Source organism: Rahnella sp. AA (assembly GCF_002834385.1).
GTDB lineage: Bacteria > Pseudomonadota > Gammaproteobacteria > Enterobacterales > Enterobacteriaceae > Rahnella.
In genome coordinates, this window is record NZ_PITQ01000008.1 from 41439 (window position 1) to 55997 (window position 14559).

Annotated in this window: 14 protein-coding genes; 6 read left to right on the top strand and 8 right to left on the bottom strand. The window is 51.1% G+C overall.

The features are described from left to right. Positions 1 to 215: 215 nt before the first annotated feature. Positions 216 to 1916, top strand: a complete 1701-nt coding sequence (locus CWS43_RS18515; RefSeq protein ID WP_101078778.1) for a methyl-accepting chemotaxis protein — start codon at positions 216 to 218, stop codon at positions 1914 to 1916. 113 nt (positions 1917 to 2029) lie between these two features. Here CWS43_RS18515 and dsrB read toward each other — a convergent pair whose 3' ends face one another. From dsrB to CWS43_RS18545, 6 genes are all read right to left on the bottom strand, one after another. Then, positions 2030 to 2227: a protein DsrB gene (gene dsrB / locus CWS43_RS18520; protein ID WP_101078563.1), complete on the bottom strand. Its 198-nt coding sequence runs from the start codon at positions 2225 to 2227 to the stop codon at positions 2030 to 2032. A gap of 349 nt (positions 2228 to 2576) precedes the next feature. Further along, positions 2577 to 2786, bottom strand: coding sequence for a transcription antiterminator/RNA stability regulator CspE (gene cspE / locus CWS43_RS18525; protein ID WP_013575246.1), 210 nt, complete (start codon positions 2784 to 2786; stop codon positions 2577 to 2579). Positions 2787 to 3085: 299 nt separating this feature from the next. Next, a complete protein-coding gene (locus CWS43_RS18530) occupies positions 3086 to 3961 on the bottom strand; it encodes an ion transporter (protein WP_198555870.1) in 876 nt (291 codons plus the stop codon). A 156-nt stretch (positions 3962 to 4117) separates the two neighbouring features. Continuing rightward, positions 4118 to 4456, bottom strand: coding sequence for a hypothetical protein (locus CWS43_RS18535; RefSeq protein ID WP_101078564.1), 339 nt, complete (start codon positions 4454 to 4456; stop codon positions 4118 to 4120). A gap of 165 nt (positions 4457 to 4621) precedes the next feature. Beyond that, the gene (locus CWS43_RS18540) at positions 4622 to 5683 is read right to left on the bottom strand and encodes an NAD(P)-dependent alcohol dehydrogenase (protein WP_101078565.1); all 1062 of its coding nucleotides are present in this window, start codon (positions 5681 to 5683) and stop codon (positions 4622 to 4624) included. 205 nt (positions 5684 to 5888) lie between these two features. Then, positions 5889 to 6899: an AI-2E family transporter gene (locus tag CWS43_RS18545; RefSeq protein WP_101078566.1), complete on the bottom strand. Its 1011-nt coding sequence runs from the start codon at positions 6897 to 6899 to the stop codon at positions 5889 to 5891. Positions 6900 to 7417: 518 nt separating this feature from the next. On the opposite strand from CWS43_RS18545, the gene CWS43_RS18550 reads away from it, so the two are divergent. Genes CWS43_RS18550 through CWS43_RS18560 form a run of 3 tightly spaced genes read left to right on the top strand, consistent with a single transcriptional unit; the run spans position 7418 to position 10089 of the window. Next, positions 7418 to 8107 carry a DUF969 domain-containing protein gene (locus CWS43_RS18550; protein ID WP_101078567.1) on the top strand — a complete coding sequence of 230 codons (690 nt, stop codon included), beginning with the start codon at positions 7418 to 7420 and terminating at the stop codon, positions 8105 to 8107. Further along, complete coding sequence (locus tag CWS43_RS18555) at positions 8104 to 9054, top strand: DUF979 domain-containing protein (RefSeq protein ID WP_101078568.1); 951 nt, start codon at positions 8104 to 8106, stop codon at positions 9052 to 9054. Before CWS43_RS18550 ends, CWS43_RS18555 begins: the two co-directional genes overlap by 4 nt. A gap of 12 nt (positions 9055 to 9066) precedes the next feature. Continuing rightward, positions 9067 to 10089: a DUF2891 domain-containing protein gene (locus CWS43_RS18560; protein WP_101078569.1), complete on the top strand. Its 1023-nt coding sequence runs from the start codon at positions 9067 to 9069 to the stop codon at positions 10087 to 10089. 48 nt (positions 10090 to 10137) lie between these two features. On the opposite strand, the gene lpxA is transcribed toward CWS43_RS18560, so the two are convergent. Further along, the gene (gene lpxA, locus CWS43_RS18565; protein ID WP_101078570.1) at positions 10138 to 10929 is read right to left on the bottom strand and encodes an acyl-ACP--UDP-N-acetylglucosamine O-acyltransferase; all 792 of its coding nucleotides are present in this window, start codon (positions 10927 to 10929) and stop codon (positions 10138 to 10140) included. 357 nt (positions 10930 to 11286) lie between these two features. On the opposite strand from lpxA, the gene CWS43_RS18570 reads away from it, so the two are divergent. Further along, positions 11287 to 12918, top strand: coding sequence for a phosphoethanolamine transferase (locus tag CWS43_RS18570; protein ID WP_101078571.1), 1632 nt, complete (start codon positions 11287 to 11289; stop codon positions 12916 to 12918). Positions 12919 to 12957: 39 nt separating this feature from the next. Here CWS43_RS18570 and CWS43_RS18575 read toward each other — a convergent pair whose 3' ends face one another. Continuing rightward, positions 12958 to 13854 carry a LysR family transcriptional regulator gene (locus CWS43_RS18575; RefSeq protein WP_101078572.1) on the bottom strand — a complete coding sequence of 299 codons (897 nt, stop codon included), beginning with the start codon at positions 13852 to 13854 and terminating at the stop codon, positions 12958 to 12960. A 143-nt stretch (positions 13855 to 13997) separates the two neighbouring features. Between CWS43_RS18575 and CWS43_RS18580 the strand changes: the two genes are divergently transcribed. Continuing rightward, positions 13998 to 14507 (top strand): phenolic acid decarboxylase, encoded by a 510-nt coding sequence (locus tag CWS43_RS18580; RefSeq protein WP_198555871.1) that lies wholly within the window; start codon positions 13998 to 14000, stop codon positions 14505 to 14507. Positions 14508 to 14559: the final 52 nt, after the last annotated feature.

Sequence of the window (14559 nt, forward strand, 5' to 3'; positions counted from 1 at the left end):
TATGCGCATGCGTGGCCTGTAGCGATCGCCCCAATCTCTGAAAATGAGATCTCCTCCACAAATATAAACTGAATCCCCCCGCACGAATGCCGATGACAACTTATGGCGCTTTCTTTTCGTCACGTCAGGACTTGCCCGCTGGCAATGCCTATATCGCTGTCACTTACCGCCCGGAACAGGTGGTATGCAGGATCATCAGAGCGGAACAAAATAAAATGGATACTCCTACATTCTTAAGCACCAGAACCTCGTTCATCAGCAATATTCGACTTATCACCCTGATCAGCCTGATTCTTACCGGGATCCTTTTCCTTTTTGCCATCTCAATCGGCACCTCCAGTTTCTTTTTAAAACAAAGCAATGCCGCACTGGCAAACGCGACCCAGGAACTGCAAATCCGTCTGGCGTTATCTAACAGCTCTAACCACCTGCGCACAGCGCGTTTATTACTGATTCAGGCCGCCGCAGCCGCCCGCGTTGGCGATCAGGACGTCTTTAATCAGAACCTGACTGACGCTGCCAGTCGAATCAAACAGTCGCAGTCCTCGTTTGACAGCTATATCAACCGTCCGAACAAAACCGATAAAGACCTGGCGCTGGATGAGCCGCTGAAAAAAGCCTACAACGACTATCTGAGCAAAGGCATGACGCCGATGCTTGAATCCGCCAGACAGGCTCATTTCGAAGAGGTGATTTCTCAGGAAGCCGATACCGTGCGCGGATTAGACCTGGCTAACAATGTGCCGTTGCTGGCCGCCATTGCCTATCGCACAGAAACAGCCAATGCGATTAATGACCAGGCACAGCGCAATGCCATACTGGGTTATACCCTGATGGGCGGGGGATTCTTACTGGCACTGGTGCTGACATTCATCACTTATCTGGTCATGCGCAAAGTCATCATTAACCCGCTTAACCGCCTGGTTACACGTATCCAGAAAATTGCTGAAGGGGATTTGACTCAGCACGCACAAGGCGCTGGTCGTAATGAAATCGGCGTGCTGAGCAGTAATGTGGACCAGATGCAGTCTTCCCTGGCTTCCACGGTACTGACCGTGCGCGAAGGTGCGGTATCCATTTATCAGGGCTCGACTGAAATCGCTTCCGGCAATACCGATCTCTCTTCCCGTACTGAACAGCAGGCGGCAGCGTTGGAAGAAACTGCTGCCAGCATGGAACAGCTGACAGCAACCGTTAAGCAGAACTCTGAAAACGCACATCATGCCAGCAAGCTGGCTGCAGATGCCTCCAACAAAGCGCAAAAAGGCGGCAACATTGTGGCTGATGTGGTCAGCACAATGGATAAAATTTCCCGCAGTTCGACCAAAATTGCTGAAATTACCAATGTGATCAACAGCATCGCTTTCCAGACCAATATTCTGGCACTGAATGCCGCTGTTGAAGCCGCCCGCGCCGGTGAACAAGGCCGTGGATTTGCCGTCGTGGCGAGCGAAGTGCGCAGCCTGGCACAACGCAGTGCGCAGGCCGCAAAAGAAATCGAAGCGCTGATCGAAGAATCGGTAGATTACGTGGGCGAAGGCAGTATTTTGGTAGGTGATGCCGGGGACACGATGTCAGAAATCGTCACCGCAGTCAGCCATGTAACGGATATTATGGGCGAAATCGCGTCAGCTTCTGATGAACAAAGCCGTGGGATCAGCCAGGTCAGCCAGGCGGTATCCGAAATGGATGGCGTCACTCAGCAAAACGCCTCACTGGTCCAGGAGGCTTCTGCCGCTGCGGCTTCGCTGGAAGAACAGGCTGCCCGACTGACGCAGGCTGTCGCAGTATTTCGTCTCGATAATGCTGCGCAAAGCGTCACCGCTAAGCGTCAGCCGCCATCCCGTACCCTGCCCGTTCCTGCATCACGTTCATCCAAAGGCGTAAACGACGCACCTAACTGGGAAACGTTCTGATCCCGGCGTGGTCCCGTTTTAAGCCGCCACAAACAAAAATACCGGTGGCCATCATGGCCCCGGTATTTTTTTATTCAAAGAAGACGTTCACAGACCGGGAGCTTGCGCGATTGTCACTCTGTCCCTTCGCGCGGCTCGACAAAAGTACCATCTTTAGTATCACCTTCATTGAAGAACCAGATACCTGCCGGGTAATCTTCCAGCGACACCAGATACATCACGCCTTCGTAAAATTCCTCTATTGCTAATATTTTACCTTCGCGACGTGGTCCGCCGTCAGTTTTTACTGTGACAAGATCATTAACTTTCATCAGGTTATCCCATGGTTTTCAATTATCTTTATTGTAGTACAAAGGCCTGCGTGAAGGAAAAGTTAGCCTGAAAACAGCCAAATAATCTGACGACGCTGTTTTGCATTTTCTTAACACAATGAAGCCAGAATCCTGACTCTTATTTCTTTTATACTGGCTGCGTGCTCACCCCCGAGGGAGTACATAATGAATGTCATAAGAAATATTTTTGCCCGCCACTATGCGGGCATTTTTTTTGCCTGTTGTTGGTGAAACAGGCGAAAATGGACAAACTTCAGACGTAAAAAAACCCGCATGAGCGGGTTTTTGTCATCTGTACTTTTATCGCTGAAACAGCGATAAAGTAAGATTAGATAGCGGTAACGTTAGCCGCAGACGGACCTTTAGCACCGTTCTCGATAGTGAACTGTACGTTCTGGCCTTCAGCCAGGGTCTTGAAACCTTGATCCTGGATAGCGGAGAAGTGTACGAACACATCTTTGCTGCCGTCAGCAGGAGTGATGAAGCCAAAGCCTTTAGACTCGTTAAACCACTTAACCTGACCTTTCATCATTGACATAGGGAATTACCTTTTAAAAATAAATTTCGCCACCATGGGCATGTTATAGCCGGATTTCAGTCGTTACTTATGGAGGCACTAAGAAGGAAATTCGTCAGAGCAGGGTTATCATGGATAACGCTTTAAATTGGAACAACTTTACTCAGGATGTCGTGCATAAATAGGTCTGTACCACAGGCCGGTACGTATTTACTCATGACTGCCCTTTAATAGCAACTCTTTTTAATGCAATGCGCGAGTAAAGTCCAAAATTAGCCCGTTTATGTACCAATCAGTACAATAGACGTACAATTATAAGGCTATTTTTCAATAGGTTGTGGCGTATCCGCAACCAGAACCGCACCGCAGTGCGCGCAAAATTTGGCATCAATTTCATGGCCTGAATGCAGACAAGTCTGGCAAGAACGGGCAGCACGCCCCTTTTCTAACTCTTGTGACATATAAGCCGTTAAAATACCGGTCGGAACAGCAATGATCGAATACCCCAGCAGAATCAGCACCGATGCCAGCATTCTGCCGATCGCCGTATGCGGCGTAATATCGCCATAACCCACCGTCGTCAGCGTCACCACCGCCCAATAAACAGACGCACCGAGCGAGGTAAATCCGTCCTTCCCGCCCTCGACGGCAAACATCAGCCCGCCAAACAAACACAAGATGATCGCCACAAAGCCAAAGAAGATACCCAGCTTACGTTTTGCCCGCATCAGGCTGCGCCACAAGATCCCGGCGTCGCTCATATAGCGAAGCAGTTTCAGAACACGCAGGACACGCAGAATCCTCAGCAACCGTATCAGCACAATCAGATCCGTGGCCGTGCCAAAGGACGGGATCAGCCAGATAATAAACATCGGCAAAATAGTCAGCAGATCGATAATGCCGAAAAAACTCAGCGGATAGCGCGTTTTTCGCGGGGATGAAAACACCCGCAGAACGTATTCCACGGTAAACAGCGCGGTAAAGGCGGCTTCAGCCAGACCGAACCACCAGAGAATGTTTGGCGTATTGGGGAATAAATCGGTGGCACTGGATTCGAAGAACAGAATAAACACGCTGAGCAGCGACACGAAGATCCAGAATGCCTCCATCCGGCGGCCACTGCGGGTACGGTGCTCAAATAAAAGCGCGTAACATCTGCGCCGTGGAGAAGCCAGAAAACGAAAATCCTGTGACATAATCAGCACCGGCAAACGAGAATACCGGCAAGAATAGACGCTTTTACCCATCGCGCCTACAGATTGAAAGCCAAAAAAAACGCCGGTCACATAATGTCTCTGACAGACAGGATATGAACGACGTTTACTGACCGGCGTATTGTGCTGTTTGAAAAATTAATCCATTAATTCAGAGACCGCGTGGCGAACGTACGCCGTAATTTGTGCGACATCGTCGGCGTTAGCGCTGCCGCCGCCAATGGACCGCACGGTATTCTCCAGATGGCCTATATCCTGCTCAACTTTCTTCGCAATCTGCACTTTTACGATGGTGTCAACCGAAGAGATAAATGCCCGCATGACGGCTTTCAGCGCGAAAATCTCACCAAAAGAATCATATGCAGGTTTGTCAGCAGCGGTTGGTTGAGCTGCCCGTGGTGGCAAGTTTTTCAGCCTGTCCACATGTTCAATCATCAGATCCATATCTCTGATGAGTTCATCAAAACTCTTAGCCACTGATTTTCCTTCGCCCGGCGAAAGGCAGCAGGATACCACTGCGCTTACAAGCCGAGAAGTCACAGAAAGGTGTAAAGCATAAATTTCGCCACAATGCGCCTGCCCCGCGGTTCGCAATGAACATAGGGAAAGGCGCATCAGGTCGCTATTTAATCAGGTGGCTTATTATCCGGCGTTTTTCAGTGAAGCCATGTCGACAACAAAGCGGTATTTCACGTCGCTTTTCAGCATACGTTCGTAAGCGCCATTGATGTCCTGCATGTCGATCATTTCAACATCACAAGAAATGTCGTGTTCCGCGCAGAAATCCAGCATTTCCTGGGTTTCTGCGATGCCACCGATCAGGGATCCGGCAACAGTTTTGCGGCCCATCACCAGTTTACCGCTGTGCAGCGCAGGTTCGATTGGCTCAATCAGGCCAACCAGAATATGCGTACCGTCGCGTTTCAGGGTATCCAGATATGGGTTCAGATCATGTGGATTCGGCACGGTATCGAGGATGAAATCAAAGTGGCTTTTTACCGCAGCCATTTGTTCTTCATCGGTAGACAGCACAACGTGGTCCGCGCCCAGACGGTACGCTTCCTGCTCTTTGCCTTTAGAACGCGTGAACAGCGTGACATCCGCACCCAGCGCTTTAGCAAATTTCAGACCCATGTGGCCCAGACCGCCCAGGCCCACAATCGCCACTTTATGGCCTTTACCGACTTTCCAGTGCATCAGCGGAGAGTAAGTCGTGATACCGGCACAGAGCAACGGTGCAGCAGATTTGATGTCCAGCTTTTCAGAAACACGCAGAACGAACTTTTCTGAAACAACGATTTGTTCGGAATAACCGCCGTAGGTCATCATGTTGTCATGGCGATCGTGGCTGTTATAAGTCATGGTAGCGCCTTCTTCACAGTACTGTTCCAGGCTTTCCGCACAAGATTCACAGTGCTGACAAGAATCGACCATACATCCGACGCCGACAGTATCGCCAACGTTGAAACCTTTTACTTTCGCGCCAACTTGCTTAACGCGACCGATAATTTCATGCCCCGGTACCATCGGATAAATGCTTTGATGCCATTCATTACGAGCCTGATGGATGTCTGAGTGACACACACCACAATACAGAATGTCGATCACAACGTCGGTATCACGCGGGTCACGGCGAACAAAATTATGAGGCGCGAGAGGCGCATCCGCTGAAAGTGCAGCGAAACCACGAACGTTAAGAGTCATTTGTTTCTCCTGATAGGCTAACGGAATACTTCATGCCCGCACGAACTGCAGGCACGGGTAAAGTATGAAGGTTTCAGGTTACAAACAGGTATAACGATTCTCGCCATTGCTTGCCTGAATCTGTTTTATTCCGGAGATTTAAGGCGGATTGAGCAAGGTTTGGGCAGTGACGCCGCGAAGGTGCAGCGCCACCTTTCAGGCAGGGCTAAATCAGGCCAGCGTCTTTGAGCTCACTTTTCAGATACGCATAATAGATAGGCGCCGCAATCACACCGGGAATGCCAAATGCGGCCTCGAAGACCAGCATCGCCAGCAGTACTTCCCAGGATTTCGCTTTGATACGGCTACCCACAATCCGTGCATTCAGGAAGTATTCAACTTTATGAATGATGATGAGATATGCCAGCACCAGTGCGCCCACCCACAGCGACAGCGACAGGCCGACAATGAAAATCAAGGTGTTGGAAATCAGGTTACCCACCACCGGCAATAAACCGCACACGAATGTCACCACCACCAGTGTTTTCGCCAGCGGCAAATGGATGCCAAACAGCGGCAAAATGCCGAACAGGAAGATCGCCGACAGCACGGTGTTAATCAGCGAGATCTGGAACTGGGCAAAGACAACATTGCGGAAAGCTTCGCCGAGCAGACGCACACGTTGCAGCAAATCTTTTTTCAGCGGTGCATGGTGCTCACCCTGCGCCGGGTGCTGAAGCGAAATAATCGCCCCCAGGATCATCCCGATAATCATGGTCAGGAAAACGTGCGCGGCGTTCTTGCCGAACGTCTGAATCATCACGATATGCTCACGCAGCCACTGAAGAAAAGTGCGCTGCAGCTCTTCAATATTTGCCGGCAGATAATGCAGCAATACCGGCGACAAACGGCTTTGCGCATCGCTCAGCAACCCCGAGACCATCGCATTAAACGCCACCGGGTTTTTCACATCTTCCATAAGGAAATCAGCTATGCCGGCAATCGCCAGTGTCAGGCAACTGACTACCAGTGTGCCGATAAAAGCCACCACCACCCAGCGGGCACGTTCGCCGCTGATGATCTTTTGAAAGTATGGTGTAAGCGCGTTGATCAGTTCAAACACCAGAAAACCAGCAATAAAGCACGCCAGTAAATGAAGAGGAAGAATCAGTAACAGCCCGCCCATCACAATCAATACACTGAGCCAGCGAATTTGATTCGATCTCATAATCTGCATTACCTGTATCCTTAAAATCTCTGTATACCGGGCGTCGCCCAAGCGTGGCACCCATCATATCACCGAAGTCTGGCGCACAATCTGCTAACTACCTAAACCGTTAAGAAAATTTTGACAGTCGCGTGAGACGCTTGTTCATTTCATTGGAAAGCCCGCAAAGCGCCCGGAATTCCGTTACAAAAATCGTCCTGCCTGCTCTCTTTTCGTTATATCCGGTCATCTGCGCGGGTTAATTATTCTGATATTCCGCATACGGCCTCCCTGATTCGCCAGCGATATTTTCCGGCGCAGTTATTTATTTTGTCAGATAACAAAAGCGCGGGCATACAGAGTAATTTCCTATGACCGCCCTCAGTTTTGTATCTTGCGTTCAGGGTTTGTGCTTGTTACTTTCCGGCTCACGCTTTTATTTATACGAAATAAAAATATGTAATAACACGCAGTTATTACAGGCGTATTTGTCATACCGGTCATCATCAAAAATATAAAACAAACACAACATCCTTGAGGGACAAACCATGTGGGTTTTAATTGGTATTCCGATCGTCGTGCTCGGTTTTGCACTGCGATTTAATCCATTATTAGTTGTCACGGTGGCCGGTATTTCTACCGGTCTGGCGGGCGGTATGCACACCGTCGAAATAATCAGCGCGTTCGGAAAAGCCTTCACCGATAACCGCTATATGGGCCTGATCTGGCTGACGCTGCCGGTGATCGCCATACTTGAACGCAGCGGCCTGAAAGAACAGGCGCGGCACCTGATTTCCAAGGTTCATGCGGCGACAACAGGGCGTGTTCTGATGTTGTATTTCTTCCTGCGCCAGATGACGGCTGCGTTAGGGCTCAACTCTCTGGGCGGGCACGCGCAGATGGTGCGTCCGCTGATCGCCCCGATGGCCGAAGCAGCAGCCACCACCAAATACGGTGATTTGCCCAATGATGTCCGCCAGAAAATTCGCGCGCATGCGGCGGCAGCAGATAATGTGGCGGTCTTCTTCGGCGAAGATATCTTTATTGCCGTGCAGTCGATTCTGTTAATTAAAGGTTTCCTGGAACAATACGGAATAAATGTGGAACCTCTGCACCTTTCCGTCTGGGCCATTCCAACAGCGATTGCCGCACTGATTATTCATTTTATTCGTTTGTGGCTGCTTGACCGCTCACTGGCTAAACGTTTCGACGCTCAACACGGGGGCGCAGCGAAATGATCACTTTGCAAACCGTTTATATTCTCGCGGGACTGATGTTCTGCGCTTATGCCTTCTTTAACCTGCGCGATAAAAGCAACGCCCGTCGCTATGTCAACGCGCTGTTCTGGGGGATTTACGGCATCACGTTCCTGTTTGGCGGTGAATTACCGCATTTTGTGACCGGCTGCATGGCCATTTTGCTGGCAGTGATTGCGGGTACAGGGAAATTGGGGAAAGGGAAATCAGACGCCGAACAACCTGAGCAGGTAGAAAAACGTGAGGCCGGTGCGAAACGTTTTGGCAACCGGTTGTTTATCCCTGCCCTGCTGATCCCCATTGTGACGCTGATTGGCACACTGACGCTGAAATACACGCCGCTGGTGGAAGCCAAAAACGTCACGCTGATTTCACTGGTGATCGGCACGCTGGTGGCCTTTATCGTGGCACTCATTATGCTGCGGGATTCGCCGGTCAAAGCCATCAAGGCGGGCGGCCAGACGATGGATACCGTCGGCTGGGCGGCAATTTTGCCGCAAATGCTGGCCGCTCTGGGTGCGCTGTTTGCGCTGGCAGGCGTCGGTGGCGTTGTCTCTGAGCTGGTTAAAAATATTATTCCACTGGGTTCGCCGCTGGCTATCGTCATCGCTTACACCTTCGGTATGGCATTGTTTACCATGATTATGGGCAACGGGTTCGCGGCGTTTCCGGTCATGACAGCCGGCATCGGTTTACCGCTCATCGTCAACCAGCTCGGGGGCAACCCGGCCATCATGGGGGCGATTGGTATGCTCTCCGGCTTCTGCGGCACCCTGATGACCCCGATGGCCGCTAATTTCAATATCGTGCCTGCGGCGTTGCTTGAATTGCAGGACAAAAATGGCGTGATAAAAGCACAGTGGAAAACCGGCGTATTACTGTTGCTGGTCAACACCGCGTTTATGTATTTATTTGTGTTCCGTTTCTGATAAGGAAAGACGATGGCGACGCAGCTCACCACCACACTGACGCCAGAAATGGCGTCCCGTTTTGCCTCACTGGCGCTGAACCATTTAACGCGTGAGTTTCCGAATAAACTGATGCATGCGATGAGCAGCGCGGAAGACGCAAAAACACCGCGCCAGCTACACCCGATTTTTTACGGCAGCTACGACTGGCATTCCTGCGTCCACGGCTACTGGCTGTTATTACGGTTGCTGGATCGCTTCCCGGATTTACCGGTAGCCGGTGCGATTATTGCCGTGGTCAGCGCGCATTTCACCGACGAGAACGTAGCCGGCGAGATGGCCTATCTGCGCCAGCCGCAGCACGCCGGATTTGAACGGCCTTACGGCTGGGCCTGGTTCCTGGCGCTGACGCAGCAGCTGCACGAAATGGCGTTGCCGCAGGCGGCGCAGTGGGCAAAAACGCTGGCACCAATGAGCAGGTTCTTTGAGAAAAGTTTTGCGGATTTCCTGCCGAAAGCCACCTATCCGCTGCGCGTCGGCAGCCATTTCAATACGGCCTTTGCGCTGGCACTGACGCTTGATTACGCCCGCCGCGTAAAGCATCACAAACTGGCGGAACTGATTGAGGAAACCGCACTGCGCTGGCACCTGGAAGATGTGCACTGTCAGGCCTGGGAACCCGGTGGCGACGAGTTTCTTTCGCCGTCACTGATGGAGGCGGAGCTGATGCGCCGCGTGTTGCCGGCTGAAGCGTTTGTCACCTGGTTTGGCCGGTTTCTGCCGGATCTGGCTTACAGCCAGCCTGCGACGTTGTTCACCCCAGCCACCGTTACCGATCGCAGCGACGGTAAAATTGGCCATCTGGACGGATTGAATCTGAGCCGTGCCTGGTGTCAGCGGGCTCTTGCCTCTGCGCTGCCAGAAGGTGACCGTCGCGCAGCGCTGCTTCGTCAGAGCGCAGAAACACACTTACGCAGTGCGCTGGATCACCTCGACAGCACCTATATGGGTGAGCACTGGCTGGCGACGTTTGCCCTCCTGGCACTCGAAGCCTGACCGTTGCCTCTTCCTCTGGTCAATCTCAGGCGTGTTGATTATCAATATTCACCGGATAATCCCGCGCGCTGACCGGAGGAAGAATTCACTAAAGTGCCGCAGAAGGGGGTATTCCACACAGAGCCGCGTTGTTTCTTCCATCACCTGCTCTTTAACCGCCTGCTGATGGTATATCAGGTCATACAAATGGTGGATGGCTGCCCGTTGTGCCGCGTCAGCACCAAGATAACCGGCGGACTGCTCATTTATCCCTTTCGGCTGTGCATGATTACCTTCAGCCAGCACAAACGGTGGCACATCCTGAACCACTCCGGAACGTTGCAGCAGGCGAGTCCCGGCCCCCACCACACAGTATTGGTGTATCGCGCATAATGCAGCAATGTGGGAGAAATCACCCACCCCGACATGCCCGGCAAGGCCGCTGTGTTCGCCCATAAAAACTTCATTGCCAACCTGACAGTCATGCCCGATATGCACGCCGCGTTCGAAGACGTTCAGATTGCCTATTCGCGTCATCCCCCCTCCCTGTTCCGTGCCCCGGTGGAGCGTCGTGTGGCAGCCAATCCGGTTGCCGTCACCGATGACAAGGCCTGAAGGCTCTCCGGCATATTTCAAATCCTGACTGATTTCCCCGATGGATGACCCCATACCAATCTGGTTTTTAGTGCCGATTTTAGTATTGCCATTGATGACGACATGGGGCGAGATGATGGTTCCTTCGCCAATTTGCACACTGGCGGAAATAATACAAAAAGGCCCGATGACGACATGCGCGCCGATAAGGGCACCGGGTTCAACGATACTGCTGGCCGCAATGGTGGCCGAAGATGAAATCAACACAGACGTCCTTCTGCCAGCCGGTGGGCTGCCAGTGATGAATTAAACTTGCCAGGATTAATCAGAGATGGGGCAAAATGAGCGGGGAATGCGCACTCAGAAAGGTTTAAACGATAGGTTGTTTTTCAACCACAGCATCGTTATGCCGCACAGCATAAGGCTTCAGGCACTAAAAACCTCGCTGTTATATTTTATTTATTTTCTGAACCTTTCCGAAAACACTCCCCCCATTAAAATATTATGACAATTACATTAAGGCTTTCTTAAGCTTGAACTCATATGATATCCAGCCATTCATTTCCATGCGTTATGTTTCCCTCGCATTAACGCCTGCTATATTTATTTTGCTGGGAGTTATCTTTGCGCTATTTATTTCCGAAGATCAGTTATTTTAAGCTGACTTTGCTCTTGACCCTGTACTTTACCTTTGTCGTTAACCTGCCGATTTTATTGCACTTTTACCGCATACTGCATGCGTTACCTGCTTATAATCTGGCCTTTGCCCTGACCATTCCGGTTGTGCTGTTTGCCGCACTGAACTTTGTTTTCACCCCGTTCAGCTTCCGTCCGTTGCTTAAGCCTTTCTTTATTATCGTACTGCCCGTCAGTGCGCTTGCCAGTTTCGCAATGCTGACCTATCAGGTCGTATTTGACCGCGGCATGATTGAAAATATTCTTGAAACGCAGTCGGCTGAAGCAAGCTCTTATCTGAATCTGAAAGTGGTGTTGTGGTTTGTCTTTACCGGCGTCCTGCCTGCCATTTTGCTCTTCCTGACGCCCGTCAGTTATGAAAAAACCCGCCTGCGCCGCCTCGGTGTTCGCCTGGTGTCGATGGTCATTTCATTGCTGGTTGTCGCCTCTGTCGCGGGAATTTTCTACAAAGATTACGCATCGGTTGGCCGCAATAACCGCACGCTGAATCTGGAAATTGTGCCGACAAACTATCTGTACAGCGCATTCCAGTACATGAATCACCGTTACTTCACCCCGAAAATGCCGTTCCAGACCCTCGGTAACGATGCAAAACTGGTGCAGCAGCCGGGTCAGAAACCGAATCTGGTCTTCCTCATTGTGGGTGAAACCGCACGGGCACAAAACCAGTCATCAAACGGTTATGCGAAGCCGACTAACCAATACACTCAGGCAATCCCTGATGTGGTGTATTTCAATAAAATGACATCATGCGGCACCGCAACGGCCATTTCCGTTCCCTGCATGTTTTCAAATATGAAACGCACCAGCTACGACGCCAACCGGGCGCGTAACAGCGAAGGGCTGCTGGATATCCTGCATAAAGCAGGGGTTTCTGTATTCTGGAAAGATAACGACGAAGGCTGTAAAGGCGTGTGTGACCGTGTACCGAACGTCACTATTGATACCAGCAAAGACGGTAAATTCTGCGATGGTGATACCTGCTATGACATGGCGCTGATGCAGAATGTCGATGACGATATCAAGCCGGATGGCAAAAACACGCTGATCGCCCTGCATCTTATCGGCAGTCACGGTCCGACTTATTACAAACGTTACCCGCCTGAGTTTCGTCAGTTCACGCCTGATTGCCCGCGCAGCGATATCGAAAACTGCTCGCAGGAACAATTGGTGAATACTTACGACAATACCCTGCTGTACACTGATTATCTGGTGTCTCAGGTTATTGAAAAAGCGAAACAATATCAGGATAAGTATAACGTGGCGGTCATTTATCTTTCCGATCACGGTGAATCTTTGGGTGAAAACGGTCTGTATTTGCACGGCACGCCATACAGTGTTGCGCCAGCTCAGCAGACTCATGTCCCGATGTTGTTCTGGCTATCCGATGGCTATGTGAAGGCGCAGGGCATCGATATGCAATGCCTGAAGGCCAACGCTGCACAGAAAGATGTGTCGCAGGACAACCTGTTCCACACCGTGCTCAGCGCGATGAATGTGCAGACTTCGGAACGTGATCCTCAACTGGATATTCTTGCCGCCTGCCAGGCTGCACACTGATATTCATCCGGTGTACTAAAAACGGTTTGCTGCCGTGCATCAGGGCAGCAAACCGCACTCCGCCAGGATACTTTTCGACAGTGCGCTGACAGTTTGATCAAACCGCTCGGATTCATCATCCATCACCATGTACAACGCAGTTTGCCGTACTGTTCTGGCAGACAGCGCCAGAAGGCTGAGCGCCCCATTCTCCAGCGCATCCTTCACACTTTCCTGCGGCAACCAGCCATACCCCACACCAACGGCAATCGCTTCCATCGCAGCCCCCACCGTGGTGAATGTCCAGTTCGCTACCGTGCCTGCCGGGCGGTGACCGGTATCGGGTAAATGCCGGTCGGCGACGCTGATGAGCGGGAAACGCGCCAGATCTTGTGCTGTCAGCGGAACAGGCAGCGCCAGTAACGGATGATCGCTTTTCGCTATCGGAACAAAATCTACATCCAGTAAGAAACGTCCATGAATGGCATTTTCCGGTGCCAGCGTGGTGATGTATAAATCCGCCGAGCGTTCCCTGAGCTGCCCGACGCTTTCGCCGCGCAGGATTTCCGTCAGATGCACCCGTGTATCCGGAAACTGCGTCTGAAAGTTTTTGAGGGCGCGGAACAGGCGGTTCTTGGGGAAGACACTGTCAACCACCAGGCTCAGTTCAGTGCGCACCCCATCTTTCAACCCGGCGGCACGATGCTCAAGCTGCAAAAAAGCGGAAATTAGCGGAGTCGCCTGCGTCAGCAGCGCACGCCCTTGCTCCGTCAGCGTAGCTTTGCGTCCGTTGATTTCCAGCAAGCGTAGCCCGAGACGATCCTGTAACCCGCTTAGCGCATAACTGACCGACGACTGGCTGCGGTTAAGCACCACGGCAGCCTGCGCGTAGCTCCCTTGTTCTGTTACCGTCTGTAAAACTACCCACTGCTCGAGTGTGGTACGTGGAAGTGCCATTTATTTGCTCTCACTGACAAAAAAACAATCTAAATTGTAGATTGTTTTTATCTAATATCACCGTTTTTATATCAACTTTTTAGCAGGTAATATTCTTATCAACGAAACAAAACGTTTCCCCCTACAGCACGTTAAGGAGAATTATGATGAGCAGCTTTGATAAACATGACCTGAGCGGTTTTGTCGGCAAACACGTTGTTTATACCTATGACAACGGCTGGAACTATGAAATTTATGTTAAAAATGCCGAAACGCTGGATTACCGTATTCACAGCGGTATTGTGGGTAATCGCTGGGTAAAAGACCAGAGAGCCTATATCGTGCGTGTCGCTTCAGATGTGTACAAAATTTCGTGGACAGAACCGACCGGCACTGACGTCAGCCTGATTGTGAACCTGGGGGATAAAGTCTTCCATGGCACTATTTTCTTCCCACGTTGGATCATCAACAACCCGGAAAAAACCATCTGTTTCCAGAATGACCATATCCCGTTGATGAATTCATATCGCGATGCCGGACCGGCTTACCCGACTGAGGTGATTGACGAATTCGCCACCATCACCTTCGTTCGCGATTGTGGTGCTGATAACGATACAGTGATCGACTGTGCCGCCAATGAACTGCCGGCCAACTTCCCCGACAATCTGCGTTAATCGCTTAAACCCCATAAAAAACCGCAGCGCATTTCGGGCTGCGGTTTTATTC

Bases quoted from the DNA above. Each gene is read 5' to 3' on its own strand.
- CWS43_RS18515 (WP_101078778.1), top strand. From the start codon at position 216: ATGGATACTCCTACATTCTTAAGCACCAGAACCTCGTTCATCAGCAAT.
- dsrB (WP_101078563.1), bottom strand. From the start codon at position 2,227: ATGAAAGTTAATGATCTTGTCACAGTAAAAACTGACGGCGGACCACGT.
- cspE (WP_013575246.1), bottom strand. From the start codon at position 2,786: ATGTCAATGATGAAAGGTCAGGTTAAGTGGTTTAACGAGTCTAAAGGC.
- CWS43_RS18530 (WP_198555870.1), bottom strand. From the start codon at position 3,961: ATGTCACAGGATTTTCGTTTTCTGGCTTCTCCACGGCGCAGATGTTAC.
- CWS43_RS18540 (WP_101078565.1), bottom strand. From the start codon at position 5,683: ATGACTCTTAACGTTCGTGGTTTCGCTGCACTTTCAGCGGATGCGCCT.
- CWS43_RS18545 (WP_101078566.1), bottom strand. From the start codon at position 6,899: ATGCAGATTATGAGATCGAATCAAATTCGCTGGCTCAGTGTATTGATT.
- CWS43_RS18550 (WP_101078567.1), top strand. From the start codon at position 7,418: ATGTGGGTTTTAATTGGTATTCCGATCGTCGTGCTCGGTTTTGCACTG.
- CWS43_RS18555 (WP_101078568.1), top strand. From the start codon at position 8,104: ATGATCACTTTGCAAACCGTTTATATTCTCGCGGGACTGATGTTCTGC.
- CWS43_RS18560 (WP_101078569.1), top strand. From the start codon at position 9,067: ATGGCGACGCAGCTCACCACCACACTGACGCCAGAAATGGCGTCCCGT.
- CWS43_RS18575 (WP_101078572.1), bottom strand. From the start codon at position 13,854: ATGGCACTTCCACGTACCACACTCGAGCAGTGGGTAGTTTTACAGACG.
- CWS43_RS18580 (WP_198555871.1), top strand. From the start codon at position 13,998: ATGATGAGCAGCTTTGATAAACATGACCTGAGCGGTTTTGTCGGCAAA.